At 42.2% G+C, this 25728-nt stretch carries 20 protein-coding genes, 2 tRNA genes and 1 pseudogene; 9 read left to right on the forward strand and 14 right to left on the reverse strand.

Annotated features, from left to right (window positions below; all coding sequences use genetic code 11):
- From FQ082_RS09865 to msrB, 5 genes and pseudogenes are all read right to left on the reverse strand, one after another.
- Window positions 1-87, reverse strand: a pseudogene (locus FQ082_RS09865) (IS1595 family transposase); the annotation flags it as partial.
- 476 nt (window positions 88-563) lie between these two features.
- A tRNA-Asp gene (locus tag FQ082_RS09870) sits at window positions 564-640 on the reverse strand.
- Window positions 641-705: 65 nt separating this feature from the next.
- Window positions 706-781: transfer RNA gene (locus FQ082_RS09875), tRNA-Val, on the reverse strand.
- Window positions 782-1004: 223 nt separating this feature from the next.
- Entirely contained in the window at window positions 1005-1490 is a 486-nt protein-coding gene (locus tag FQ082_RS09880) for a glutathione peroxidase (protein ID WP_149492959.1), read from the reverse strand.
- A gap of 145 nt (window positions 1491-1635) precedes the next feature.
- A complete protein-coding gene (msrB, locus tag FQ082_RS09885; protein WP_011513043.1) occupies window positions 1636-2061 on the reverse strand; it encodes a peptide-methionine (R)-S-oxide reductase MsrB in 426 nt (141 codons plus the stop codon).
- Window positions 2062-2510: 449 nt separating this feature from the next.
- Here msrB and FQ082_RS09890 point away from each other — a divergent pair, with 449 nt between their 5' ends.
- A complete protein-coding gene (locus FQ082_RS09890) occupies window positions 2511-4148 on the forward strand; it encodes an aminotransferase class I/II-fold pyridoxal phosphate-dependent enzyme (RefSeq protein WP_149492960.1) in 1638 nt (545 codons plus the stop codon).
- A 109-nt stretch (window positions 4149-4257) separates the two neighbouring features.
- On the opposite strand, the gene FQ082_RS09895 is transcribed toward FQ082_RS09890, so the two are convergent.
- Both FQ082_RS09895 and FQ082_RS09900 read right to left on the reverse strand, forming a co-directional pair.
- Window positions 4258-5865, reverse strand: coding sequence for an inorganic phosphate transporter (locus FQ082_RS09895; protein WP_011513041.1), 1608 nt, complete (start codon window positions 5863-5865; stop codon window positions 4258-4260).
- 747 nt (window positions 5866-6612) lie between these two features.
- Complete coding sequence (locus FQ082_RS09900; RefSeq protein WP_149492961.1) at window positions 6613-8283, reverse strand: ATPase; 1671 nt, start codon at window positions 8281-8283, stop codon at window positions 6613-6615.
- A 342-nt stretch (window positions 8284-8625) separates the two neighbouring features.
- On the opposite strand from FQ082_RS09900, the gene FQ082_RS09905 reads away from it, so the two are divergent.
- From FQ082_RS09905 to FQ082_RS09920, 4 genes are all read left to right on the forward strand, one after another.
- Window positions 8626-9336 carry an FFLEELY motif protein gene (locus FQ082_RS09905; RefSeq protein ID WP_149492962.1) on the forward strand — a complete coding sequence of 237 codons (711 nt, stop codon included), beginning with the start codon at window positions 8626-8628 and terminating at the stop codon, window positions 9334-9336.
- A 78-nt stretch (window positions 9337-9414) separates the two neighbouring features.
- Complete coding sequence (gene ubiE, locus FQ082_RS09910; RefSeq protein ID WP_149492963.1) at window positions 9415-10503, forward strand: bifunctional demethylmenaquinone methyltransferase/2-methoxy-6-polyprenyl-1,4-benzoquinol methylase UbiE; 1089 nt, start codon at window positions 9415-9417, stop codon at window positions 10501-10503.
- 118 nt (window positions 10504-10621) lie between these two features.
- A complete protein-coding gene (locus FQ082_RS09915; protein ID WP_149492964.1) occupies window positions 10622-11317 on the forward strand; it encodes an SCP2 domain-containing protein in 696 nt (231 codons plus the stop codon).
- A gap of 57 nt (window positions 11318-11374) precedes the next feature.
- Window positions 11375-13036, forward strand: coding sequence for an ABC1 kinase family protein (locus tag FQ082_RS09920; RefSeq protein WP_149492965.1), 1662 nt, complete (start codon window positions 11375-11377; stop codon window positions 13034-13036).
- Between the two features lie 185 nt (window positions 13037-13221).
- Here the strand turns inward: FQ082_RS09920 and ruvB are convergent, their stop codons facing one another.
- From ruvB to FQ082_RS09945, 5 genes are all read right to left on the reverse strand, one after another.
- Window positions 13222-14202: a Holliday junction branch migration DNA helicase RuvB gene (ruvB, locus tag FQ082_RS09925; protein ID WP_041772439.1), complete on the reverse strand. Its 981-nt coding sequence runs from the start codon at window positions 14200-14202 to the stop codon at window positions 13222-13224.
- Between the two features lie 188 nt (window positions 14203-14390).
- Window positions 14391-15014 (reverse strand): Holliday junction branch migration protein RuvA, encoded by a 624-nt coding sequence (ruvA, locus tag FQ082_RS09930; protein WP_149492966.1) that lies wholly within the window; start codon window positions 15012-15014, stop codon window positions 14391-14393.
- Window positions 15015-15105: 91 nt separating this feature from the next.
- On the reverse strand, window positions 15106-16140 hold the full coding sequence (fba, locus tag FQ082_RS09935) for a class II fructose-bisphosphate aldolase (protein ID WP_020442949.1): 1035 nt from the start codon (window positions 16138-16140) through the stop codon (window positions 15106-15108).
- A 433-nt stretch (window positions 16141-16573) separates the two neighbouring features.
- Entirely contained in the window at window positions 16574-16960 is a 387-nt protein-coding gene (locus FQ082_RS09940; RefSeq protein WP_149492967.1) for a hypothetical protein, read from the reverse strand.
- Window positions 16961-17220: 260 nt separating this feature from the next.
- Complete coding sequence (locus FQ082_RS09945) at window positions 17221-18423, reverse strand: phosphoglycerate kinase (RefSeq protein WP_149492968.1); 1203 nt, start codon at window positions 18421-18423, stop codon at window positions 17221-17223.
- 322 nt (window positions 18424-18745) lie between these two features.
- Between FQ082_RS09945 and FQ082_RS09950 the strand changes: the two genes are divergently transcribed.
- Window positions 18746-19075: a TraR/DksA family transcriptional regulator gene (locus FQ082_RS09950; protein ID WP_149492969.1), complete on the forward strand. Its 330-nt coding sequence runs from the start codon at window positions 18746-18748 to the stop codon at window positions 19073-19075.
- A gap of 27 nt (window positions 19076-19102) precedes the next feature.
- On the opposite strand, the gene FQ082_RS09955 is transcribed toward FQ082_RS09950, so the two are convergent.
- Window positions 19103-19783 (reverse strand): thiamine phosphate synthase, encoded by a 681-nt coding sequence (locus tag FQ082_RS09955; RefSeq protein WP_149492970.1) that lies wholly within the window; start codon window positions 19781-19783, stop codon window positions 19103-19105.
- A gap of 112 nt (window positions 19784-19895) precedes the next feature.
- Window positions 19896-20990 (reverse strand): serine hydrolase, encoded by a 1095-nt coding sequence (locus tag FQ082_RS09960; RefSeq protein ID WP_149492971.1) that lies wholly within the window; start codon window positions 20988-20990, stop codon window positions 19896-19898.
- A 406-nt stretch (window positions 20991-21396) separates the two neighbouring features.
- On the opposite strand from FQ082_RS09960, the gene FQ082_RS09965 reads away from it, so the two are divergent.
- The 3 genes from FQ082_RS09965 (at window position 21397) to FQ082_RS09975 (ending at window position 25707) form a co-directional block, all read left to right on the forward strand.
- Window positions 21397-22032, forward strand: a complete 636-nt coding sequence (locus FQ082_RS09965; RefSeq protein WP_011513027.1) for a response regulator — start codon at window positions 21397-21399, stop codon at window positions 22030-22032.
- A gap of 44 nt (window positions 22033-22076) precedes the next feature.
- Window positions 22077-23807, forward strand: a complete 1731-nt coding sequence (locus FQ082_RS09970; RefSeq protein ID WP_149492972.1) for a sensor histidine kinase — start codon at window positions 22077-22079, stop codon at window positions 23805-23807.
- 166 nt (window positions 23808-23973) lie between these two features.
- Window positions 23974-25707 carry a sigma-54-dependent transcriptional regulator gene (locus FQ082_RS09975; protein WP_149492973.1) on the forward strand — a complete coding sequence of 578 codons (1734 nt, stop codon included), beginning with the start codon at window positions 23974-23976 and terminating at the stop codon, window positions 25705-25707.
- Window positions 25708-25728 lie beyond the last annotated feature (21 nt).

Genomic DNA, 25728 nt, shown 5'->3' on the forward strand with positions numbered 1-25728 from the left:
GGCTGTTCTAGCGGTTACTTCAGCCGTGAAAAACTCTAACAGTCGTCGCTGTACTTTTTTACTTAGTTTACAACGGGTTATCTTCATAAAAGCAGTCTAGCATAGTGCTTATCTACTACAGCCCCAAGATTTATGCCGCGGATAAGTATTTAAACTAAGCAGTTTAGATATCAATTGATATGAACTAGACTTTTGATTTGATTTATATTTGCTAGACATCCATAGCTTAATGTCAGACTTTGAAAGTCTCAAGTAACGTCTCGTTTTGCTACACACGCGTTCAAGCTGGATGTAGATAATATCAGTATGTTTGAACCATCGGTAAACACCATTCGTGATTAATAGTCAATCTACCTTGAAATATAGCCAAACAAGTCTTAAAACTCAACACTAACTAACAATGTTAAGGCTCTAGTAATATATAGCTCTAATCACAGAAGAAAAGCATACAGCCTATATAAATAATGGCTTCGCGATGAAATCCAAACACAAAAAAACCTCAAACAATCTAATGTTTGAGGCGAAACTTGCTTAAACTTAACAGTTTAAATTCGTTTTAAATATGGCGCAGCGGACGGGACTCGAACCCGCGACCCCCGGCGTGACAGGCCGGTATTCTAACCAACTGAACTACCGCTGCTTAGGTCGTACTTAGTTTATTTAACCACTTAGCCTACTACTTTAGAGTAACGCTATACTAAATAGTGGTGGGTGATGACGGATTCGAACCGCCGACATTCTGCGTGTAAGGCAGACGCTCTACCAACTGAGCTAATCACCCTTCGAACAATTGCTAAGCAATTTATTCAACATCAACTGAGCTCTAAGTTTGTCACTAAGCTCTGCTGCTGTGGGTGTGTATTATATAGATTTACACATGGCTGTCAAACACTATTTTGATATTTATCACAGATTTTTGCTTATTTTCTTGATTAAATTTATAAGCATCTGTTTTAATTGATTTTATAATTTCGCAGAATAGCTAATCTTTTTCACTTTACTACTTACTTTGCAGCTAGCGCTTGTTCTATATCAGCCTTGAGCGCTTCAGGTTTGGTCGTTGGTGCATAACGAGCAATTACCTGCCCTTTACTATCAATTAAAAACTTGGTGAAATTCCATTTGATACCGTCTGTGAGAAGCCCGCCTTTTTGATTTTTTAGCCATTCAAACACAGGATGAGCATCACCACCATTGACGTCGACTTTTGCCATCATTGGAAAGCTGACACCATAATTCTTTTGGCAAAATGCGCCAATTTCATCATTATTAGCAGGATCTTGATTGCCGAATTGATTACAGGGAAAACCGATAATTACCAAACCTTGATCTTTATATTGCTGATACAGTGCTTCTAAGCCCTCAAACTGCGGCGTAAAGCCACACTTGCTTGCGGTATTAACAATTAGCAACACTTGATCTTTATAGTTAGAGAAATTTTGCGTCGTTCCGTCGATACGCTCAGCACTAAAGTCATAAATAGTAGTCATTATTCATCCTTAAATGAGTTATTTGTTTGCTATCAAAGGTTAGACACTGTGGTTAATAAGCTTAGTGATATTAATAATAAGTAGGGAGATATCACTACTCCCTACTCTCTTTACTACTACTTCGTTAGCTTACACGCCGCTGTCACTATTCTTCAGACTTATCTAAATCGATAGACAACGAGTTGATGCAATAGCGCATGCCAGTGGTCTCACTTGGACCGTCAGGGAATACATGGCCCAAATGCGCGCCGCAATTGCTGCAAGTCACTTCAGTACGGCGCATGCCTAGCGAATCATCGACGTGCTCATCGATGGCGCTATTATCGATACCTTGATCAAAGCTTGGCCAACCGCACCCTGCATCAAACTTATTGTCTGATTCAAACAAGTTAGCACCGCAGCCTTTACAGCGATAAATGCCCTTATCATTGATATCATTGTAAACGCCCGTAAATGGTCGCTCTGTGCCCTTCTCGCGCAGCACATGATACTCCTCAGCACTTAAACGCTCTTTCCAGTCAGCCTCGGTCAATTGGCTGATTTCTTCTTTGCTCAGTTGATTGTCTTGCATAACGTATCCTTATGGAATGACTGATTGTCTACTCTATCGTGAGTAATGGTTTATCGAGGCTTTATCGCTATTTTTTATAAAAACGATAGGCTTTATCTGTTGGCGAGCGTCTTATTATTCAAGATGTTTATAACAAGAATACTTACTGCATTGAATGGCAGTGCCAGATACTGTAGGCAATTTGATATCGAAAAATCACAAGTTAGATCGTTTCTTATTGAGCTGAAGTCTCTTAATGGATTATAAATCTCTGCAATGCAAGATTTTCTTACATCGTGAAAATCTATAATATACAAAGAACTTGCATTTAATTTCTATATGCAATAATATCTTGCATTAACAGTTAATTGAAAGTATTTTTTTTAAAGCATTAGCTTAATACTTATCCAAGAGAGTTGATTTCGTTATCTGATTAATGAAAGATTCATAAAACAAAAAAGGCTTACATAATGACGGCTGATGACAAGACTAAAAGCACACAGGCTGAACGACTGGTACAGCTGCGCCGTGACAAAGGAATGACGGCAGAGCAGCTGGCACAAGCGATGACTGCTGCTGGCGCTAAAGTCAGCCGCGGTGCTATCTCTAATTGGGAGCGTGGGACCAATGGGATTGTCTCATCTAAGCTACCTACCCTTGCGCGACTCTTAGGTTGTAGCGAAGGGTATTTATTGCGCGGTGAGCTTGAAAGTGACAGCAAATCAGATGACGATTCTGACAGTATATCGTCTGATAACGATAAAGCTGTCGATACAGGTGAGCAAGCTCATAGCACTAGTCAGAATACACCAACAACAACTACCTCTTCTACTCCCCGCAAAAATTCACCAAATAACCTGATGAGTGGTCACTCTATGAACTCAATAAAAAAATCCGATAAATTACAAAACGTCTGTTACGACATTCGCGGTCCTCTGCTGCAAACTGCCAATAAAATGGAAGCCGAAGGCAAGCGTATCTTAAAGCTAAATATCGGCAACCCTGCTCCTTTTGGTTTAGAAGCACCGCATGAGATTTTGCGTGATGTGGCGATGAATCTGCCGGAAGCGACGGGCTACTCAGACTCGCAAGGGATTTTTTCAGCGCGTAAAGCGGTATTGCAATATTACCAATCAAAGGGACTGCTATCGGCAGTTGATGTTCGTGATGTCTATCTAGGTAATGGCGTCTCTGAGCTGATTGTCATGACCATGCAAGCGCTGATGAATGATGGCGATGAAGTGCTGGTTCCGATGCCAGACTACCCATTGTGGACGGCAGCTGCCAATCTCGCAGGCGGTACAGCGGTACATTATCGCTGTAATGAAGAAGATAACTGGCATCCTGATATTGAAGACATCAAATCTAAAATCACCAGCAAAACCAAAGGCATCGTAGTTATTAATCCCAATAATCCGACAGGCGCGCTGTACAGTGATGAAGTACTACTGCAAATCGTCGAGGTCGCAAAAGAGCATGACTTAATCATCATGGCGGATGAGATTTATGACCGTATTCTCTATGATGATATGGAACATACGCCGATGAGCACTTTGACCGATGAAGTACTGGTGTTGTCCTATAATGGTTTATCAAAATCACATCGTATCGCAGGCTTTCGTGCTGGTTGGATGATGGTTTCAGGTCGTAAAGAACATGCGGCTGACTTTATCGAAGGTTTAGATATGCTTGCATCTATGCGTCTGTGTTCTAACGTTCAAGGACAATATGCGATTCAGACAGCGATGGGTGGCTATCAAAGCATGAAGGACCTAACGTCTAAAAAAGGGCGCTTATATAAGCAGCGCGAGTTGGCAGTGACACGTCTTAATGCGATAAAAGGTATCTCTTGTACCATGCCACAAGGTGCGTTTTACTGCTTTCCAAAGATGGATCCTGAGATTTACCCTATCAAAGATGACATGCAGTTTATGATGGATTTATTGTTAGAAGAAAACGTATTAATGGTACAAGGCACAGGGTTTAACTGGGATAAAAACGACCATTTCCGCTTGGTGTTTTTACCTAACTTACACGACTTAGAAGATGCTATGGATCGCTTAGACCGCTTCTTTGCTAAGAAGCGTAAGCAGTTTGGTACTGACTAATATATAGATGACACCTATATTTTTCTATAAAAAAACGCTTACCGATATGATATCGATAAGCGTTTTTTATTTGTATTAATAAAAAATTAAATGACTTTGATTTCAACTTTTAAAAGATATTTATCAGCACTATATAACTGATTGCAGACATACTTGCTGCTGCAGGAAGGGTAATAATCCATGCCAAACCAATTGGCTTCATCAGCGCCCAGTTGGTATCTCTATTGACGATACCAATGCCAAGTACAGCACCGACCAAGGTATGCGTGCTCGATACTGGTAGGCCCATCGTCGACGCACCCATCACAACCGCAGCTGCAGCCAACTCAGCTGAGAAACCAGAAGCAGGATGCATTTTTGCCAAATTGGTACCGACAGTCTGAATCACTTCTTTACCGATGAACCAAAGACCGACAATCAATGCCACACCAAAGGTTAACATCACAGCAGGTGGTACTGCTGCTTCTGTTGAAATACTATTGGTACGGATAACATCCATAATCGCTGCAAATGGACCAACAGCGTTGGCAATATCGTTAGAACCATGACTAAAGGCAAACGCTGATGCAGTAAAGACTTGCATCCAGCTAAACATAATAAACGTGGCTTTGGTCAAATCTTCTTTGTGCTTACCGCGGATACTCTTAGTATAAATATAAGTCGCAAGCCATACTAATGCTGCGATCATCCCCATAATTAAAAAGCCTTGCAACGTCGTCATACCATTATTGACGTTTTTTAGACCTTTGAAGATGACCAAAGAGGCCATGACTGCGCCGCCTGCAGCCGCAATAATAGGCACCCATTGCTTGAGTGCTTTTAAGGTATCAAGGTTGCTGCGCTCGTTTTCAATCTCATAAAGTTCTTTGTAATAATTCGTCTCTAAATCTTCAACGACGCAATCATCATCTTTATAGATTTCTTGGTCACGCAACATCGCTGACGTATAAGACAACTGCTCAGACTCGGTTAAACCATCCAAGTACTCTTTGTGCGTCAGCTTTAACGTCTTTTTACTGTCTTTCAGAGTAGCAATATGCGCCTCTGTTTTATCATTATACTCAATGATGTTTTTCTTAATCTGTCCATATAACAGATAAGACAAAACGCCGCCTAGTAGCGGTGACAAAACCCAAGAGATGGCGATCGTGCCAATCTTGCCCCAATTCACTGTCGACAATGCCATTTCAGTACCACCTAAGGTGATACCCAATACAATTGAGCTACCAACTACGCCGCCAATAATCGCGTGTGTGGTGGAAACCGGCAGACCTTTTTTGGTGGCAAACAACAGCCAAAATGCAGCAGCGATGAGCGCTGAAAGCATGACATAAATGAACTGGTTGGGCGTTACTGAAAGACCATCTAAATCGACAATGCCGCTTCGAATCGTATCGGTTACTTCACCGCCTGCCAGCACGGCGCCTGATACTTCAAATATCGCCGCGATACCTAGCGCTTGTGGGATGGTTAAGGTCCCTGCACCGACTGAGGTACCAAAAGAGTTGGCGACATCATTACCGCCGATATTGAATGCCATAAAAACACCAAAAGCAGTGGCGACAATAAATAGCGTCGTCTGCTGGTGCATGGTGTAATCTAGACCCCACCACAAAAAGTAGGCGGTCATTCCAATCATTAAAATGGCAAAAAATAGATTGATTCTCATAGAGCCGACTGATTTTGTTGGTTCTGTAGAGCTGCTGCTAATACCCATACGTTGATACGTCCTGCGTAAGCTGATTGAAATTATTGACAAATGATGACATTACGCAGCTATTAATGATGTGATTATTATCACCCAAAAATACAATAACATGCGCGCAACGTGGTTATTTGAAATACAATTTTAGAATACTTTGTTGAGACAGCTGCCTCAATGCTTTGACACCTTCCTTATTATCTTATCTTAGCGGTTATAGCCATTTGCAAATAAGCAATTGAGCTTAACGACAATCAGAAACTAAGATAAAACGCCTAAGTAAAATGTCATAAAGCCGCAAGTGGTATTGCCAAATCGTCTGATTAAAGCATCTTGCGGCTTACGTTTTTATGATAATAGCGTTCTTCTATACAAGCTATTTATCGTGAATAATACATTGATATTAAAGACAAATAAACAGAAGACCAAGCTATTTTAATAGATAGCAACGCTCATTACGCGCCTATTATATTAAATATAGACGCATAATGCATGATGATATTACAAGATTTGTAACTGTGAATATAAGATTTAAGAAATATATACTTTAGATCAGACGTTATAGGGTTATTTTTAGCCAACATACACTTGAATTGCCATAGTCAATTCAAGTGATAACAGCGGAAATTAATAGCTATAAATGAATAGGTAGCTGCTTAAGAATAGGATTAAAAGTGCTTCTATAAGATAAATAATTTCCGCTTAGCATTTGCTACTCGTTCCAAGGCTTTAAGAAAACTTATCTATGTAGCACTTTATGACTTAGCTGGCAGCAAGCAACGCGGATAGCTGCTCGATAGCGTGGTCTAACACCTCTAAACGTGCTTGGCGCTTGTCATTATTAGCAATCACACACCAAGGGGCGTTCTTAGTATCCGTACGTGCCAGCATATCAGCCGCCGATTGTACATAATCTGACCATTTATCACGGTTACGCCAATCGTCGTCGGTCAATTTAAATTGTTTGTATGCAGTTTCTTCACGTTCCTCAAAACGCTTAAGCTGCTCTTTTTTATCTATTGCCAGCCAGTACTTGATGACCAAAGTACCTGACGCTGCCAAGGCAGCTTCAAAGCGATTGATTTCATCATAAGCGCGCTGCCATTCATCATCCGTCGCAAAGCCTTCGATACGCTCTACCAAGACACGCCCATACCAAGTACGATCAAAAATACCAACACGGCTGATGCGGTCTGTCTGCTCGTTCGGAAGCTTTTGCCAAAAACGCCACAAATAAGGATGCTGTAGCTCATATAACATGGGCGCGCCAATATTATAAATTTGATATTCGCGTGGATCTAGTGGCGCCACCAGTCTTTTAATAGCGCCGCCCTTTCCTGCTGCATCCATACCTTCAAAGGCAAACACCACATGCTGACCTTGACGCGCACGTAACAGTTCTGCCAAGCGTACCTGCTTCTTAGCCAATGCATCATTGTAGTCAGATTTATCAATATCTGAATCTTCGATATCAGTAAGTACCTTAGGTATTTTTACTCGCTCAAACTTTATTGACTGATACTCTATTTGATTATTATGAGTATCCTTTGAATCTTGTGCTTGATCTGATTCTGCACTGTTTTCTACTCGGCTGCTAACTAAGGCTTTTTGCATCGCATGTAAGACTTCATGACAAAAATGTATGGCTGCTTGCGATTTATCTGCGCCATCGATGATAATCCAATCGCCTTGCTGGCGTAATAATTCGGCAGCAACTTCATTGAACTTAGCCACTATCGTCATATCATGCCAATCAATTTGGTACAGAAATTTTGGATCTGGCTCGTCATCATTAAGCCTCGCCTGCAAAGTCTCGATATCGACATGAAACCAGCACTTTAGTAGCTGCGTTTGATTTGCCACAAGGTCTTGCTCAAAAGCTTGCAATTCCGTTAGCTGCTGGCGTAAATAGTCTTGCCATTGACCAATTGGTAACGCTTCAATATCCCTATTCTTCTTATTTTTTTCTGACTTTTCGCTCTCTGCACTTGCCATGCGCATCACGTTATACAATAAATCTGCATACCAGTTGCCAAAATATACCATCACATCACCGTGGCGCGGCATGGCTTTGGTATGCGTCTGCCAAATCGGTTGGTGTGCTAAAGGACAATAACCAATGGTCGCTTCTACCTTAAGCAGGCGCGGATCGACCCACTGGCGCAATTGCGTTACCGCCGTCCCCTTACCTGCCTGCTCCATACCATTGACTAATACTAATAGCCCAATGGCTTTATCAGTACTCGGTGATTCTGGCTGGCGCGTCGCACGCAGAGCGAACTGGGCTGTAACCAATGCCAATCGCAGCGCATCTTCATCCATTGAAAATTTGCTTAAAGGGTTGGGCATAAGACGCTGCTCGACGACTTGCTCGTTAAATGGCGCGCTCACATTTTCAGCTGACTTATCTGTTTTATTCTTTTTTTTGCTCATGTTTATGCTCGCTATAGTCTTATCAAATAACTGGTTTAAAATAATCGTCTAAAATAGCTAAGTTGTTTTATCATAGCACTGCGCCCTTTCAGTAAATAACGTGGCTATGTAATTTGTGTTATAAAGTCTTATAAATTGACTACCTGAAAGCGCTGTGCAATCTTTATATGTAACAGTTTGGCATTTGTATTCTGTCTTATTTTCTTTTAAGGTGAACAAAATCTTGAGAGCATGGTTTAATAGCTGCCTATAAGTAGAAAACTTAGCGCTAACCAGCCCCCTTATTATCCAGCTTTTATTATCAACTTGATGACTATTATTATTTTTATAGGATGACCTGCCATGTCTGCTTTAGCCAACTTACAACAGCACCTTGACCGCTTTTGGGCGCTGCCACATCATGAAGACGCTGCATTGAATAAGAAACTTAATGAAGTGCAATCATGGCAACAAGCCCGTATCAAGCGTACGCATAGCATGCTGTTTGAGCAACCAAAAAACCAGCTAATGGCAGATTATTTTTTAACGCAGCTGTACGGTGGTGATGAATTTAAAGTACTGGCAGAACAATTAGGGCGCATCCTCCCTAAAGCCAAGAAACTTGAGCGTCTTGCCAAAGAGTCATCTTTAGAAGCTGGTAGCATGGGCATTCAAGCGTCAATATTGGCGATTGAGCTCGACTTGCATTTGGCGCAGTGGTTACTCGAACAAGAGTTAGCCGTCAATGAAGAAAACATGCTACTCGCTTACCGTACGGTTGATGAAGCTGATGAGCGCCGTGTACAGATTAATAACTTAAAAGATGTTTGCTATCGTACTGACAAAGACTTGAATTCATTTATGCTCAAAAAAGCTTTTGCGATGGCTAAAGGCACCGCGTATCGCTATAACTTTCAGCCGCTTTATGATTTTATCGATTCAGGCTTTAAAGCCATGAAACCATTAAAAAGTGTGAGCAGCTTTATTGAACCGTTTTGCGCGCGCGAGCTTGAAGTTATTGATGAAGTTCATGCCATGGATAATGACGGTAAGCCCGCTGCGTTTGCTGTATGATAAGCGCTATTGTCTCAACAACTATTAGTATTTTATCTGACTAAAAACAAGCATAAAAATAAATCATAGGACACCACGATGACTGATCATGTAAATAATAAAACGACTACTGATGGCCGTATACAAGATAAATTGGTTCAAGACAGTATCACTCATAACCAAAATATTACCGCTCAAGTAAAAGCACGTCAAAATACCGCCACAAGTGTTAATAACGTTATTAACAATGACTTTACTCATGTTGAAGATTTACCTATAGGAACGCCACAAGGGCAACAAACCACTATGCCAAATGCTAATACTGAAAACCACGCCCAAAATAGCACTGTAAATGACGCTGCACAGACAAATACTCAAGCCCCTAAGCAAACGCTTTTTAACCAGCGTGACGATATCAATAATCCACATACGTCTGATACTGATGGTCATGAAGAAACCCATTTTGGCTATAAGACCGTTAATAAAGCAGAAAAACAAGCGCGTGTGGCTGATGTATTTACCTCTGTCGCCAAAAAATACGACATCATGAATGACTTGATGTCATTTGGTATTCATCGCTTGTGGAAGCGTTATGCCATCAGCTTATCTGGCGTGCGTGCCGGTCAACATGTATTAGATATCGCTGGCGGTACAGGTGATTTAGCCAAAGTCTTTAGCCGTGAAGTCGGTCGCAACGGTAAAGTCGTGTTGTCTGATATCAATGCGGCAATGCTAGAAGTTGGTCGTGAGCGCTTGATTAATGCTGGCTGTAATAATGTCGATTTTGTTTTGGCGAACGCTGAAACCCTAGCGCCATTTGATGATAATAGCTTTGATCTGCTGACCATCAGCTTTGGTCTACGTAACGTTACAGATAAAGATGCTGCATTAAAATCGATGTACCGCGTGCTTAAGCCAGGTGGTCGCTTATTAATACTAGAGTTCTCAAAACCTATTTTTGAGCCATTATCAAAAGCCTATGATTTATATTCATTCACAGCGCTACCGATGATGGGTAAGCTGGTTGCTAACGATTCAGAAAGCTATAAATATTTAGCTGAATCGATTCGTATGCATCCTGATCAGCAGACACTAAAGCAGATGATGGAGCAAGCAGGCTTTGAAAATTGTGATTATCATAATCTGACAGCTGGTATCGTCGCGGTACATCGCGGCTTTAAAGCATAAGATTAAGTTTTAAATTACAATACATAGCGATAAAAATGCCATTATGTAAAATGATGGCAGCTTATATTTATAAATAATGCGCTCTTTTAAGGCGCTCAACTGACTATGCGAGAGCCTTATGCTGACTGTTCTACTTTTGGCCGGTGCTGAAAAGCTGATTAATATGGCTATTGCCAGTGATGAGATTACCAAAGCGGGTTTAGCGCCACTTGCTGGCAAAGTGCTGCGTCTCAACATGGGCACGCCTGAGGTGAATTTAGATGTGCTGTTCACTGAAGAGCGCTTGCGTTTTGAGCCAGTGACGACTGAAAGTGTGTTTGAGCAAAGTGGCGCTATGAAGGAGCGTCAAAAAGCCAGTATGGATCGTGCGCGTCTTGGTCATAGCCGCCCAGATTGTATTATTACCGTTGATAATCCTGCCCAGCTACTGAATCTCATGCGCGGTACAGAAGGCAACTTGCCTATTGAGGGCGATTACAAAGTACTTATGCAACTCAATCAATTGGTTGCAGGCTTTGATCCTGATGTTGCGGGACAACTTGAACCATTTATTGGTAAATCGATGGCGAGCCAATTGCATCTACTAATATCACAGCTTAAAGGCAGCTGGCGTCATAGCGCCAAACGCGCTTTTAATGATGTCAGCGATTGGGCAAATGATGTGGCAGGCAATGTTGCTTCTGACCCTACCGAAGCAGCAGAAGTAAATGAGCTTAAGCAACAATTACTGCAACTGCGCGCCGATGTCGAGCGTGAAGAAGCCAGATTGACCGCCATCAAAGATGAGCAAGCACGTTTAACTCATAGTAGATAATCGCCTTTTCTACAACGCCTACCTTATTTTTGACTTTATCTAGAGTACTTATATCACATGCTATTATCCCATCGCGCCCGTTTACTTGAGCTATGGCGTATCGCCGCCACCTATCGTATTGACACCCATTTTTCTGTCGAAGAGGCGCCGCAACTACAGCCTTTGGTGCGTTTAATCCGTATACATCCAGCCGCGTGGGGCAAAAAGCATCAGCCTAATGCGATTAAATACGCGCTTGAAGATATGGGGACTCTATTTTTAAAGCTTGGACAATTACTCTCGACCCGCCGTGATCTCGTGCCACCTGAGATTATTGCGCAACTTATCCAATTACAGGATAAAGTCAAATCTTTCGATTCTAATATCGCGATTGCGCAAATCCAAGACCCTAAACACGGTCTCGGTCAATCTATTGGCTCTTTATTTGCGCGTTTTGACGTCAAGCCTCTAGCAGCTGCTTCTATTGCCCAAGTACATACCGCTGCGCTGCATGATGGGCGTGAAGTGGTAGTCAAAGTGGTTCGTCCTGATATTCGCACGACCATTATTGCAGATTTTGAATTGCTACGAGAACTCGCTAATTGGGCATCGGCGCGTATCGAAGCAGCTCGTGCCATACACATCATCGATATTGTTGAAGACTACCGTCAAGTCATGCTCAACGAGTTAGACTTGACATTAGAGGCAGACAATACAACACAGATGCGCAACAACTTTTTGGGCTCGGCATTGATGTATGTGCCAGAAGTCTATGATGCCAATAAAAACGTCATGGTCATGGAGCGTATACAAGGCGTTCCAATCTCGCAAATTGAGGTATTTGATCAATTAGGCTATGACCGTGCAGCACTGGCAGAAAAAGGCTTAACGATATTTTTTACCCAAGTATTCCGTGATAACTTCTTCCATGCCGATATGCACCCCGGCAATGTTTTTGTCGAGACGCCGCCAGTCAATACCTTGACTGCAAATATGGCCGCCGTGGACTTAGGACATGAGCCGCGTTATATCGGGCTTGATTGCGCCATCATGGGCACCTTATCAAAGGACGATCAGCTTATCGTCGCGCGAATGTTATTGTCCGTGATGAATAACAACTTTACAGCGATGGTTGATATCGTCAGTCGAGCTGGCTGGATACCGCCAAGTGCTGACAAGCATGCATTGATGCGTGATATGAAACGCACTGTCGGTCCGATGTTACAAAAATCCATTAACGATATCGACTTTGCCGGTGTATTAATGCAAATATTAGATATCGCCCGCCGCCATCATATGAGTATTCCACCGCAGTTGATGCTACTGCTCAAAACTTTAGTGCATGTCGAAGGACTTGGTCGCGACTTGTATCCTAATCTTGATATCTGGTCGCTTGCCAAGCCAATCTTAAGCAGTTGGATTAAGGAGCAGCTCGATCCGATGCGTAATTTACAACACTTGCGTCAGCAGTTGCCTGAGATTTTATTATCGACCATTGATATCCCAAGACTACTAGATCAAGGTTTACAGAGCCTTGCTTCACAAGGATCACGTCAAGACAGTCAACTGCGTGAGATTCAACAGATCCGTGCCGATATGCTAAACGACCGTCGCCGAGATTGGTTGGCGCTGGCGGGCTTTACTATTTTCATAGCCCTTGCAACACAAGTTATTGGTTGGCTCTCACCTATTTTTTACCTCTTAGCGATTTTGGCAGTCGTGTGGCGTATCCTAGCCTAAACCGTTAATAGCTTTGACTAAAAGACTTCTAACAATAACAAGTACTTATTAAAAACAGATAGGCGTAAGCGTTTGGCTTGAGCCTTCATCCACTATTTAATAGATACTATAAAAAAATAAAGCAAAAAAAATGTGCCTACATTTAATTAGAATATTAAATATAGGCACATTTTTTTAGGCTAACCTTATAACATCTGATCAATCGCCATCTGCGTTAATACTCGACCACGTGCAGTCCGAAGTACATAGCCTTGTTGGATAAGGTATGGCTCAATCACATCCTCTAACGTACCGCGGTCTTCAGCCATCGCTGCTGCCACCGCTTCAACGCCGGCAGGTCCACCGTCAAAACGCTCGTGCAATATCTCAATATAACGTCTATCCAAATGATCGAGACCACGTCTATCGACTGCGAGCATATCGAGCGCACTACCAGCAATTGCGCCATTAATACTGCCATCGCCTCTGACCTGAGCATAATCACGTACACGTCGTAATAGACGGTTGGCAATCCTTGGCGTACCACGTGCACGGCGCGCAATTTCAACGGCCCCATCCTCACTCATTGGCACGCGCATCAACCGCGCGGCACGACTGACAATGGTGGTTAAATCAGCAATATTATAAAACTCTAGTCGCTGCACGATACCAAAGCGATCTCTCAATGGTGACGTTAATAATCCGGCTCGGGTGGTTGCTGCGACCAAAGTGAATGGCGGCAAATCAAGCTTAATAGAGCGTGCTGCTGGTCCTTCACCAATCATGATATCCAGCTGAAAATCCTCCATCGCTGGATAAAGAATTTCTTCAATTACCGGACTTAAGCGGTGAATCTCATCAATAAATAGGACATCACCAGCTTCCAAATTGGTCAGCATCGCTGCCAAATCGCCAGCGCGCTCAAGGACAGGCCCTGAAGTAGAACGTAGATTGCCACCCATCTCGCGAGCAATAATATTGGCAAGGGTCGTTTTTCCTAAGCCTGGTGGTCCAAAGATGAGTGTATGATCCAACGCTTCATCACGCGCCCGTGCCGCTTGAATAAAGACTTCCATCTGCTCGCGTACGACGGGCTGACCGATATATTCCGCCAATAATGCTGGTCGAATATTGGCATCAGGGGCATCTGACGCCCCTTCTAGCGGATTAATCAAACGATCTTGCATCATAGTTTTTGCCATTATGCTTAAAGCATTATTTTTAATAAGATTAGGTAATAAATAGCATAACCAAACGCTGCTCATAAGTCATGCGAAACATGATAAAGCAGGTGTTAAAACGAAAATAAGCGACATCTAATGTCGCTTATTTTCAATCGCTGTTTTTTTAATTAATGTTGTGTTGAAAGATACTCTTATTTAAAACTTTGAAATTGCTGCAAGGTAGCTTTTAACAAACTCTGTGTATCTGCAAATGTCTCGCCATTACTTTTTGCCGCCTTAATAGCTTGCTGAGCTTCTTTTTCTTTGTAGCCCAAGCTAATCAATGCGCCTTCAACTTCAGCAATGATACTTCCTTCAGCAGATATTGGTACCGGCTGCATAGCAAATTCTAAATTGCTGCTGTCGACTTCGATATTTTTCAGCTTATCTTTTAGCTCAATTAATAAACGCTGCGCTGTCTTTTTGCCGATACCTGGGATACGTGTCAATGCCGATTCTGAGTCTTGCTCGACATGCATTTTCAGCTCAGCAGCTGACATTGCAGATAGCATTGCTAATGCCATTTTTGCCCCAACACCATTGATTTTAATTAGCTGGCGAAAAACATCGCGCTCTTTACGATCGATAAAGCCATAAAGCAGCTGCGCATCTTCACGCACATGAAAATGCGTCCAAATGCTCGCCTGCTCATTAAGACGCAATTGGCAAAATGACGGCAATGGTAGCTCAATATCATAGCCAACACCAGAGGTGGTCATGATACAGGCAGTCGGTGCCATTAAGTATTGCACCTGTCCATTAATCAATCCAATCATAATCCACGATCTCTTATATAGACTATTATAAAAATGAGCTAAACCATCACCTAACTATCAACCAATCAATCTCTTTTACCATGCCAGCTTACTAGTAAAAATTAACCATACCTTCAAGACTGATTGGACGAATCTTATGCGCTTGACCCGCTGAACCAAAGGCTTCAAAACGATTGGTACAGATATCTGACATCGCAACCATAGAGGCTTTAAAGTACTTACGTGGATCAAATTCGCTAGGGTTTTCTGCAAGGAATTTACGGATAGCGCCTGTTGATGCCAAACGTAAATCGGTATCGATATTTACTTTACGCACACCATGCTTAATCGCTTCAACGATTTGCTCAACCGGTACACCATAAGTCTCACCGATATTACCGCCGTTTTCATTGATGACTTTTAGCCATTCTTGTGGCACTGATGATGAGCCATGCATGACTAGGTGAGTGTTAGGAATACGGGCATGAATTTCTTTTACGCGCTCAATCGATAAGATATCGCCTGTCGGTGGACGCGTAAACTTATACGCACCATGACTGGTACCGATAGCAATCGCTAACGCATCGACATTGGTGTCTTTAACGAACTGCTCTGCTTCATCAGCACTGGTCAATAGCTGCTCATGATCCAACACACCTTCTGCGCCAGAGCCATCTTCTTCGCCTGCCATGCCAGTTTCAAGACTACCTAAGCAACCAATCTCGCCTTCGACTGAAACACCGCAAGCATGAGCCATTTTGACCACTTCGCGAGTCACGCTGGCATTGTAATCATAATCCATCGGCGTTTTACCGTCTGTACCAAGCGAGCCGTCCATCATCACTGATGAGAAGCCAAGCTGAATTGAGCGTTGGCAAATAGCAGGTGACATACCGTGATCTTGATGCATAACGACTGGAATATGTGGCCACTCTTCGATAGCAGCAATAATCAGATGACGCAAAAACGCAGAGCCTGCATAACTACGGGCACCAGCACTGGCTTGTACAATCACAGGAGAGTCACAGGCGTCAGCCGCCATCATAATGGCACGCATCTGCTCTAAATTATTAACATTGTAAGCAGGAACACCATAGCCGTGTTCAGCAGCATGATCCAAAAGTTGACGTAACGATATTAAGGCCATAAAACGCTCTCTGGTTATATTCTAAAAATAGTATTTTGAAGATGATATTAAAACATCATTTTTAACAATAAGACGTTGTCACGTTTGCACTGCGACCTAGCTTTATAATGGGTATTCCACTATAAGCCAACAAAAAACTCTGTTTTCTGCTCGTCATTATTACGCCGTGATTATAGCAAAAATTACCAGCGCTTCGTAGCGCTTAGCCAATTATTTGTTTGTCTACTTGATTTTTCTATCTTGTTTGCAGGGTTAGATGATCAATTTCATCTATAACAAGCCATAAATCACTTCTTATAGAAGAAATTTATAGATGAAATCGATTGTTTTTGTCCATAAAAAAAGCCTTGGCTATTACCAAAGCTTTTTTGTATTTTAGTGACTTATAAAGCAACTGATGTGTATCACTAATACTTAAAATTAAAACTGCTGATTAGTACTGCTGCTCTGCTTCTACTGCATTTTCACTAGCTTTATTTTCAACAGCAGCTGCGCCATCGGCAACCACACCAGCAGTAGCGGACACGGCTTCATTTGCGCCTACCACAACCGCTTCGCCAGTATTTGCTAGTGCATCAGTCGCAGCAGCGCCAGCAGTTTCAGCGCCTTCGGCAATTTCAGTACCTGCGTCTTGGGCAGCTACTTCAGCTTCAGCAGCAGCGGCTTCTGTATTCGCAGCAGCTTCTTCTGTGTTAACAGCAGCATCTTCGCCAGCTGACTCAGCAGCAGCTTCCGTTTTGTCTTGTGTTTCTTGGCTACATGCAGTGATTGCAAAAGTACCAGCAAGAACACTAGCAAGTAATAAATGACGTTTTAACATAACAAATCCCTCATAAATAAAGCATGTCAAATACATGGTTTGCGCTATTTTATAGAGTGCAAATTAGACATGCAATAATAATTTTCAGTATAGAAACAAATAATTACCACTTAATAATAATCGATGACAATTCAAACTTATTGCCTTGAAAACAATAAGATATGAATAGTAGCCAAAATATTATCCGTACAGCGTACCTTAGATACTGCGGCTAAGTTGTACGGCTAATGTTACTCATCTGCTGAAGTATCGTTAAGAGGTTATGCATTAATTTGTAAAGCAGCAACCGCTGGCAAGATTTTACCTTCTACAAACTCTAAGAACGCACCGCCACCCGTTGACATGTAGCTGACGCCATCAGCCACTTGATATTTATCAATCGCAGCAAGTGTATCACCACCACCTGCAATCGAGAAACCTTGGCTATTTCTGACTGCTTCTGCCACTATCTGAGTACCCTGACCAAACGCATCCACTTCAAAAACGCCGACTGGACCATTCCATAAGATAGTCTTCGCCTTGGTAATTGCCTCTGCCAATTTCATAGCACTATCTGGCGCGATATCCAATATCATGTCATTTTCGCCAATCGTGTCGACAGATTTGATGGTCGCAGTGGCTTGTTGTAATGAGCCAGTGAAGTCAGCAAAATCAATGTCGCTTTTATCAGCAACGACGACATATTCAGGTAATAAAATCTCAGTTTTACCCATGATTTCACGAGCTGTATCAAGCAGATCTGCTTCATAAAGTGACGCACCAACACTATGACCTTGCGCGGCTAAGAAGGTATTGGCAATCCCGCCACCAACGATAATCTGTGAGCAAAGCTCAGCCAAACTATGCAAAACCTCTAATTTGGTAGAAACTTTTGAGCCACCAACGATAGCGAGCATAGGTTGTGCTGGCGTTTCAAGTGCTAGGCTTAAAGCATCAAGCTCTGCTGCCAATAAAGGTCCAGCACAGGCGGTCTTACCAGCTTTATGCATCGCTTGGGTCACGCCTTCTGTTGATGCTTGGGCACGATGTGCTGTGCCAAAAGCGTCCATCACAAATATATCGCACAAATCAGCATATTTTTGTGCAAGCGCTGCATCATTCTTCTTTTCGCCTTCATTAAAACGTACGTTCTCTAGCAGTACGACTTCACCTGCTTCGATAGCGACGCCTTGAGTAAGGTAGTCACTATTAAGCGTAACAGGCGCGGATAGTTTATCGCTTAAATAGTCAGCAACGGGTGCTAACGAATAAATGGCTTCAGGATTGCCTTCTGTCGGGCGTCCTAAATGCGAGCAGACTATCACTGCTGCACCCTTTTCTAGCGCCATCTTAATCGTCGGCAAACTTGCTTGCAGGCGTGCATCACTAGCCACTTTACCCGCTTTAATAGGGACATTAAGGTCTTCACGAATCAACACTACTTTATCGGTCAAACTCAGCTCGCTCATACGCAAAAAATTCATTACCTGCTCCTATATATCATCTGTTATCAATCTGTATGACGGTTCGCCAACGGTTTATTGGATACTCTTTAGCAAATTTATTTCATCAAATCCTATTGCTGGCAGTTTTAGAAAACTGTCCTAACAAGTATTGAAGGCGGTGTATTCTAACAGTTTTATAGTCTGTACTTATATGTCGCCTAAGATAAATTTAGCGATAAGCAAATTTATCTTCTCAAACTAATAACACTTTCATTAACATTTTGTGGTGGTACTGAGTCGTTTAGCTATCTATGATCAATAGCGTACTTGTGCCATAACAATAAATCATTAGGAGAAATAAATGAGTATCGACTTTGAAGCTGCCAAACAAAACCTATTACAACTAAAAGAAGAGTACCAAACTCGGATTGCTGACATTGAGGACCATATCCAAAATCCGCAAGATGATCTCAATGAACATTGGGAAGATCAAGCGATTGCTTATCGTCAGAATGACATGCGCAAGAACTTAATGGTTGAGGCACAGCAAAGCTTAGGTTTTGTAGACCACGCTTTAAGCCGTATCGAAAGTGGCAGCTATGGAGAATGTGAGGTATGCGCTGAGCCTATCGAAGCACAGCGCTTGCAAGCATTGCCTTATGCAACTTTATGTATGCAGCACGCTGAATAAATTCGTACTTATATTTTAAAATAGTATTCATTCAGCAGGCACATTCCACTCATTAAGTACTTGCTGCCACTGCTGACAACGCGTTGCGATTTGATGGACAGGTAAATCCATGATATCGCCAACGATTGCTATATAAGCAATAGGTAACCCTGCCAACTCAGAGATGTTTTCTGCCGTTAAACCGCCTATCACGCATATTTTTATATCTTGCTGACAACCTTCTATCAGTTGCTGGCGTAAGATAGTGGCAGCATTGGGCTTGGTCGTTGAAGCAAAGATTGCACCCATGGCGGCATAGTTTGCACCTTCATCTTTCGCAGCTTTGATTAGCGTTACATCGCCATGACAAGTGCGACCAATGATTTGATTCGGGGCTAAAGATTGTGTTGCCTCACTAAGATCACCATCTTGCTGTCCCAAATGCACGCCGATACCAAGTTTTTCGGCCAAAGCAATATTGTCATTTATCAAAACTGACACATTGTAGGTTTTAGCCAAATTAACGATTTGTAGCGCCTCTTTATAAAGAACAGACTCACCGTCAGGCAATGCCAATATCTGCTTACGACGTATTTGTAAAAGAGCAATCAATCCTGTTGCTAAGGCGGCTTCTAACTTTTGATATAAAAGGCTAAACTCATCATCATTAGTCAGCAAATATAGCTTAGGTATAGTATGAGAAACCGTAGAGACCGATGCCTGAATCATGTAATGCTCCTTAATATCAACACGTTTTTGACATAATAAAAAGGCTGTTATATCGCATAACAGCCTTTTTATTATAAATGTCTTTTGATACTACTCATTTAACACTGTAATCTTATACCGTGCGGCGTGTTGCCAAGCTATTTAAGATATTTTTGGCATCACCCCAGCGCGTTGCTGAGCTATTGGCACCCAAAATTACGATAATAGCAGGACGATTATTGACGCGCGTCTCCATGACAACACAACGCCCTGCTTCATTGATAAAACCTGTCTTTGAGATGCCGATAGGATAGCTACCATCACGAACTAAGCTGCTGGTGTTATTGGCTTTGTAAGTGCGGTTACCACTTGAGAAGTTAGAGACAAAAAAATCATAGCTCTTAGTGGTTGAGAAACGACGAATCACGTCATAGTTACCAGCAGCACGAACCATTTTAACCAAGTCATTTGAGGAAGCAACGTTGCGCTTATCCAGACCAGTTGGGTCACCAAAGAAAGCGGTACTCATACCAAGCTCTTGTGCTTTACGGTTCATCGCGCGTATAAAGGCGCTATAGCCACCCGGATAATTACGGGCAAGACTTTTTGCTGCAGGATTTTCTGATTTCATTAATGCCATTAATAGCATCTCAGCACGATTGAGACGATCGCCTGACTTTAGGTTAGAGCTGGCACGCTTTGGACCAACGAAATCTTCTGGATCAAGTGTTAGCTCTTCACGCATATCTAAGCCGGCATCAAGTACCACGATAGCCGTCATTACCTTGGTAATACTGGCCATTGGACGCGCGATATCCGCATCTTTTTGATAAATTGACTCACCGGTTTCTGCATCAATAACCGCGACACTGCGCGAATCGGTGCTGATCGGAATCATATTACTGTTGCCAAAACTACCGCGATAAGTGGTGTTGTAGCTATTGGCATTATTATAACTGTTGTTATTATTACTACCAAAACTGGTCGTATTGGTAATACTGGTTGTACCAGAACCGTTATCTATTTTTTTAATCGTAGAGCTGCTGCCAGACCTAGACATGATACTGCGCGCTTCAGACAAGCTATCGGCACCGCCCCAGCTCAGGCGAGCACTAGACTCAGAGCTGGCGCTACCATTAATTGTAAGTGCGGCTTGTGCGACACTGCCCAAACTCAATGAAATCATAGCAGCGATTAATTGCTGTTTGGTTAATGGTAGGTGCTTCATTCTGCCTCCTGCTTACGTGCTGTCATCAGTAACATACTGACTGACGCCAACTACGTACGTAGCGTTTATAGGTGTGTTTGTAGATACTCACATAGAGTTTTTGTATTTTTAGTGTATCATGGTTTGCATTTAAGTTTAATGTACTAAATCAATTAGATGGCATTTCAGTGCCACATTCAAATTTTACTACACTTACTTGATGTTACAGCAATATTAGTTAACATTAGCGCAATATAGCATTACATTAACGCTAGTAGACACCTTATTGCGTCTCTACTGTCCAAATAAAGCAATTAATATTGGCTTTTTTATGCGTAAATGAGTGTTATTGGTCAAATAGATTGATTAAGATGACTTAAATTTAGCAGTGCGCCCTTTATTCTGATAGATAGAAAAGAGTATAACAATGATTCGAGTATTAGTAGTAGATGATCATGATTTGGTGCGGATGGGTATTAGCCGTATGCTGGCAGATAGTGCAGATATCGAAGTCGTCGGTGAGGCAGACAGCGGTGATATGGCGATAAAGATGGCAAAACAGCTGCGTCCTGATGTGATATTACTGGATGTCAATATGCCCAATATCGGCGGTCTGGAAGCAACCAAACGCTTGATTCAGCTGGATATGGGTATCAAAATTTTGGCGGTTAGTAGTATGTCAGCTCAACCTTATCCCTCAATGTTGATTAAAGCGGGCGTCAATGGCTATATTACTAAAGGCACACCGCTTGATGAGATGATACGAGCGGTCAAAAAAATCTATCAAGGTGGACGCTATTTTAGCCAAGACGTCGCTGAACAATTAGCTGACGTACTTTTATCTGATAATGCCAATTCCCCTTTTGATTTGCTCAGTGATCGTGAGAAGCAAGTAGCAATGATGGTGGTCAACTGTCAAAGCCCTCAACAAATTGCAGACCAGTTATTTGTCAGTGTGAAGACCATCAACACCTATCGCTATCGCATTTATGAAAAAGTAAATGTCGATAGTGATGTGAAATTGACGCATTTAGCGATTCGTCATGGTCTTATTCAGCCCTAATTATCAAGTTCCTCTCTCTCATTAAACACATTAGTTATTAATCCATGAATCCTGCCAAATCTGCCTCCAAGCTTATCGCTGTTATTACTGACTATCTAGAGCAAGATGATATTTTGCCTGTGCCGCAGTTACGCAAACTGGGGATGATTTATAGCAGTTATCGCTTTATCGTCAGCTTGTTTTTTATGCTGATGGTATATATTACGGTTCGCACGGATGGCAACCCATCATTGCCAAGTTTCTTGCAGCAAACCGTGCTCAGTTTTTACGTTTTACTAAGTTTAATCTTGCTAGGATTATTTTATACCGTTGGCAAGCATATACGCCGACAGCTGGCTTTTGGGTTGGCGCTAGATGTCATTATCCTAAGCTTACTGCTATATACCGCCGGCGCACCTGATTTGCAGCTGACCATGCTATATATGGTGGTGGTAGCCGCAAGCTTTATGTTATTACATGGCTCACAAGCGTTAATTATTACTTTGCTTGCCATTATTTTTGTGATTTATCAGCAGTTTTTTTATGCCATTGCCAATAGTATGAGTTTGGCAAATTTAGGCAATGCCCTACTCATGTCAGCCAGCTTTTTGGCAGTAGGCGGTCTAAGCTGGTCGATATCGCAGCGCTTGGTACAGCTTGAAAAAGTGGCGGTTCGCCATGCCAAAGAAGTCGAGCGTTTAAATAGTATCAATCAAGAAGTCATCTCTCAAATGGTCAATGGTGTCATCGTCATTGATAACAAACAAGTGGTCTTAGCCAACCTTGCGGCTTATCAGCTACTTAGCATCCCAAGCCGTCATGACAATCAGTCAAAACCAGTAGCCGCTTTTGAGCAGCAACTTGGTCAACAACATCTGCAATTGTTTAATGCCTGCTTATCGGTAGCCGCAGGACTAACGCGTACTTTTATTTATGAGCTGCCTGCTGTTGCAAACTCTTCTATCATTGGCAAGCTACGTGTCGATATTATTCCGTTAAAAGACGACAGTAAACTCGTTATATTAGAGGATTTACGCCGTGAACAAGCCAGTGCGCAACAATTAAAGCTCGCCTCACTTGGACAGTTGACCGCCAGTATCGCTCATGAAATCAGAAACCCTTTGGCAGCTATTTCGCAAGCTAGCCAGTTGCTAATAGAAGATGTTATAGAAAGCGAGATGGACACTGACAATGCCCTAAATCCTTTCGCTAATAATAATATAAATAGCCACATGACTGGCAATCATGAGCTTTACAAAATGATATTTTCGCAAACAAAACGCGTTAATCGCATTATCGAAGACGTATTAAAACTGTCGCGTCAGCAAACGGCTAATCAACAAACCATTATCCTTGCTGATTGGATGCCTGTATTTTTAGACAATTATTTTAAAGGACATGATGTCTTTTTACATGTTCTTACCCAGCCTACCATCTCTTTTGATATTCATCAGTTAGAGCAGGTACTCATCAATTTAATCAATAATGGTTTACGCTATAGTAGTTACGCCCACCCTCATGCCTTTGTGGAAATCGAAATTTATTGTGCCGATAACGATGTTATAATCGATGTTTTGGATGGCGGTACTGGTGTTAATGCAGATGATTTAATCTCTTTATTTAATCCGTTTTTTACCACCGAACAATCAGGCACAGGGCTTGGGCTATATTTATCACAAGCCTTTTGTGAAGCCAATCAGGCACGCTTACTGTATGTGCCTGAGCATCAAAAAACCTGCTTTAGGCTGATTTTTCCTGCTGTTCATAATGACATCGTTAGTCCAACTTTTATCTAAAGAAGAAAAAATTGCTTTTCAAAAAACATTGAAAGAAAATGTAAAACAAAAGGCTTTATATTGTTCATTAAAAAATACCTGTAACCAATGCAGTTATTGAGACTGATAAACCCTTAGAGCGTTATTTTATATACTTTTGTAGCACTTGAAAACAATGAGATGATGTATGACAACCACCGCGCTAGTCGTTGATGACGAAGTAGATTTATGCCGTTTGATGCAAATCACCCTGACCAAAATGGGTATCAAAAGTGATGTTGCCTATACATTGTCGCAAGCGAAATCGTACTGGCAAGACAATAACTATGATTTTTGTCTAACCGATTTAAAACTCCCTGATGGTTCGGGATTAGAGTTGGTCAAACATATCAGTGCCAGCTCCAGTAAGCCCATTGCTGTGATTACAGCGCATGGTAGTATGGATTTAGCGATTGAAGCACTAAAACTTGGGGCTTTTGATTTCGTCAATAAACCGCTTGAGCTACCACGCTTACGGCAATTGGTTGAAAACGCGCTAAAGGTAATACAACAAGATTTGACTGCCAAGTCCACGCCGCAACGCTCACCTGAACAGCAGATGCTTGATGAGCGCCTGATTGGTGATTCGGCGGTAATGCATCCTTTAAAAAACACGATTTTAAAATTGGCTCGCTCACAAGCGCCGGTATTTTTGTCAGGGGCTTCAGGTACAGGTAAAGAAGTCGTTGCGCGGCTCATTCATGACTTAAGCCCGCGGCGTGACGGCAGTTTTGTGCCAGTCAATTGCGGGGCGATACCATCAGAGCTGATGGAATCAGAGTTTTTTGGTCATAAAAAAGGCAGCTTTACCGGTGCCGTTGCGGACAAGCAAGGGCTATTTCAGCAAGCCAATGGCGGTACTTTGTTTTTAGATGAGGTAGCTGACCTGCCTTTGGCTATGCAAGTGAAGTTACTGCGGGCCATTCAAGAGAAAACCGTACGCCCGATTGGTGATACCAAAGAAGTACCTGTCGATATTCGTATCTTGTCAGCCACGCATAAAGATTTAAACCAACTGGTACAGACAGGGTTGTTCCGTCAGGATTTATATTACCGCATCAACGTAATTGAGCTTAAATTACCAACATTGAATGCACGGCGCGATGACATACCGGTATTAGCCACGCATTTTTTAGCGCTGATTGCTGAAGAGTGGCAGTTGGAGTTGAAGCCTTTATTAACTTCAGAGGCTTGCCTGCGTCTACAGCAGCATAATTTTGCGGGTAACGTTCGTGAGCTGCGTAATGTACTTGAGCGTGCCGTTACTCTAGCTGAAACCTCAACTATTGATATAAGCCATCTCGGCTTATCTGACTTAAACGACCATCAACAGGCGCATATGCCTCAAAAAATCAATGAAAATAACGCATCTGAAGAAAATATAGATAAAGACTATAGAGAACCATCATCTATCAAAAGTGTCTCGACACAGCAAGCAACAGCTAATCTGCATCCTTATCGTACGATGACTCATCACTATGCTGCAATGAAGCAACCTTCGATATCCGGTACGATATCTGACTCATCGTCTTCCCCAATAGGAATAGAGCAGCAATCAGTGACAGCAATGGCGGAGCGCGCTGAATCAGTAAACAAGGATACAAATAGTGATAAGACCGATTCTGTAGCCAATATCGACAGTAGTATTGATGGCAATATTGATATATTAAACAGTATCGCGATAAAAAGCAGCGTCAGTGGTCAGCTACCAGCACAAGGGTTAGAGCACTATCTCCAAGAGCAAGAAAGACAACTTATTATCACTGCCCTTAAGCAAACTGGCTGGAATAAAACCCAAGCCGCTGAACTATTAGGAACCACTTTTCGATCCTTACGCTATCGTATGACCAAACTTGAGATTGCAGAAGATCAAGCTGAATAATGCGATTTGCTTTAAAATTGT

The sequence above is a fragment of the Psychrobacter sp. ANT_H56B genome (assembly GCF_008369245.1).
GTDB classification, from domain to species: Bacteria; Pseudomonadota; Gammaproteobacteria; order Pseudomonadales; family Moraxellaceae; genus Psychrobacter; species Psychrobacter cryohalolentis.

Coding starts and splice junctions, on each gene's coding strand:
- FQ082_RS09880 (WP_149492959.1), bottom strand. CDS start 1,490: ATGACTACTATTTATGACTTTAGTGCTGAGCGTATCGACGGAACGACG.
- msrB (WP_011513043.1), bottom strand. CDS start 2,061: ATGCAAGACAATCAACTGAGCAAAGAAGAAATCAGCCAATTGACCGAG.
- FQ082_RS09890 (WP_149492960.1), top strand. CDS start 2,511: ATGACGGCTGATGACAAGACTAAAAGCACACAGGCTGAACGACTGGTA.
- FQ082_RS09895 (WP_011513041.1), bottom strand. CDS start 5,865: ATGGGTATTAGCAGCAGCTCTACAGAACCAACAAAATCAGTCGGCTCT.
- FQ082_RS09900 (WP_149492961.1), bottom strand. CDS start 8,283: ATGAGCAAAAAAAAGAATAAAACAGATAAGTCAGCTGAAAATGTGAGC.
- FQ082_RS09905 (WP_149492962.1), top strand. CDS start 8,626: ATGTCTGCTTTAGCCAACTTACAACAGCACCTTGACCGCTTTTGGGCG.
- ubiE (WP_149492963.1), top strand. CDS start 9,415: ATGACTGATCATGTAAATAATAAAACGACTACTGATGGCCGTATACAA.
- FQ082_RS09915 (WP_149492964.1), top strand. CDS start 10,622: ATGCTGACTGTTCTACTTTTGGCCGGTGCTGAAAAGCTGATTAATATG.
- FQ082_RS09920 (WP_149492965.1), top strand. CDS start 11,375: ATGCTATTATCCCATCGCGCCCGTTTACTTGAGCTATGGCGTATCGCC.
- ruvB (WP_041772439.1), bottom strand. CDS start 14,202: ATGCAAGATCGTTTGATTAATCCGCTAGAAGGGGCGTCAGATGCCCCT.
- ruvA (WP_149492966.1), bottom strand. CDS start 15,014: ATGATTGGATTGATTAATGGACAGGTGCAATACTTAATGGCACCGACT.
- fba (WP_020442949.1), bottom strand. CDS start 16,140: ATGGCCTTAATATCGTTACGTCAACTTTTGGATCATGCTGCTGAACAC.
- FQ082_RS09940 (WP_149492967.1), bottom strand. CDS start 16,960: ATGTTAAAACGTCATTTATTACTTGCTAGTGTTCTTGCTGGTACTTTT.
- FQ082_RS09945 (WP_149492968.1), bottom strand. CDS start 18,423: ATGAATTTTTTGCGTATGAGCGAGCTGAGTTTGACCGATAAAGTAGTG.
- FQ082_RS09950 (WP_149492969.1), top strand. CDS start 18,746: ATGAGTATCGACTTTGAAGCTGCCAAACAAAACCTATTACAACTAAAA.
- FQ082_RS09955 (WP_149492970.1), bottom strand. CDS start 19,783: ATGATTCAGGCATCGGTCTCTACGGTTTCTCATACTATACCTAAGCTA.
- FQ082_RS09960 (WP_149492971.1), bottom strand. CDS start 20,990: ATGAAGCACCTACCATTAACCAAACAGCAATTAATCGCTGCTATGATT.
- FQ082_RS09965 (WP_011513027.1), top strand. CDS start 21,397: ATGATTCGAGTATTAGTAGTAGATGATCATGATTTGGTGCGGATGGGT.
- FQ082_RS09970 (WP_149492972.1), top strand. CDS start 22,077: ATGAATCCTGCCAAATCTGCCTCCAAGCTTATCGCTGTTATTACTGAC.
- FQ082_RS09975 (WP_149492973.1), top strand. CDS start 23,974: ATGACAACCACCGCGCTAGTCGTTGATGACGAAGTAGATTTATGCCGT.